1 protein-coding gene is annotated in these 549 nt (G+C 49.7%); it reads left to right on the forward strand.

From position 1 onward, the window contains the following. Positions 1 to 109: 109 nt before the first annotated feature. Complete coding sequence (locus EXE45_RS17580; protein ID WP_137695093.1) at positions 110 to 529, forward strand: hypothetical protein; 420 nt, start codon at positions 110 to 112, stop codon at positions 527 to 529. The last annotated feature ends 20 nt before the right edge of the window (positions 530 to 549 follow it).

A 549-nucleotide genomic window follows, 5' to 3' on the forward strand; every position in this document is an offset into this window, starting at 1 on the left:
TATTGAACCCGGCCATAGAGTACCTGCTCGTTTTGGGTACTATCTATATGTCCAATTTCCCGCGACCTTCTCGATGAAACCTTATACAACCAGAGAACCGTCATGGTCCATGGACTCGCGGTTAGAATCGCTTCTTCTTGGGAAGTCGTTGAACCTATCGCTTCGGTATCTCGGCTACTCGGTCATTCTCATGGCCGTGTTCTTCGGTCAACTCTATCTTGTCGGAAGTTCCGGTATGGGAAACTCATTTCTTGGAGCCACGGTATCAGCGATTATTCTGGCAGGGATACACACGTATCGCAACGCCGGAATACTCGTGAGTATCGCCGTCGCCGTGATCGTCATAAGCGGCTCTGCCCTGTATAGTGTCATCTCGCTCAATAACCCTCAACCTGACTATGGACTTTTAACCGGCGTGGGGGGAGCAATGTTATATGGCGTCCCAATAGGGATTGTATCCTCCACTGTTGCGTTTGCTTTACGGCGATTTGGCCCGAGCCAATCAGGTGTCGTATCTGAGGAAAAATAGGAATATAACGACTCCTCCAC

The sequence above is a fragment of the Halorubrum sp. SP9 genome, assembly GCF_005435015.1.
Taxonomy (GTDB): domain Archaea; phylum Halobacteriota; class Halobacteria; order Halobacteriales; family Haloferacaceae; genus Halorubrum; species Halorubrum sodomense.

Excerpts from the sequence above, each read along its gene's own strand:
- EXE45_RS17580 (WP_137695093.1), top strand. The coding sequence starts at position 110 with ATGGACTCGCGGTTAGAATCGCTTCTTCTTGGGAAGTCGTTGAACCTA.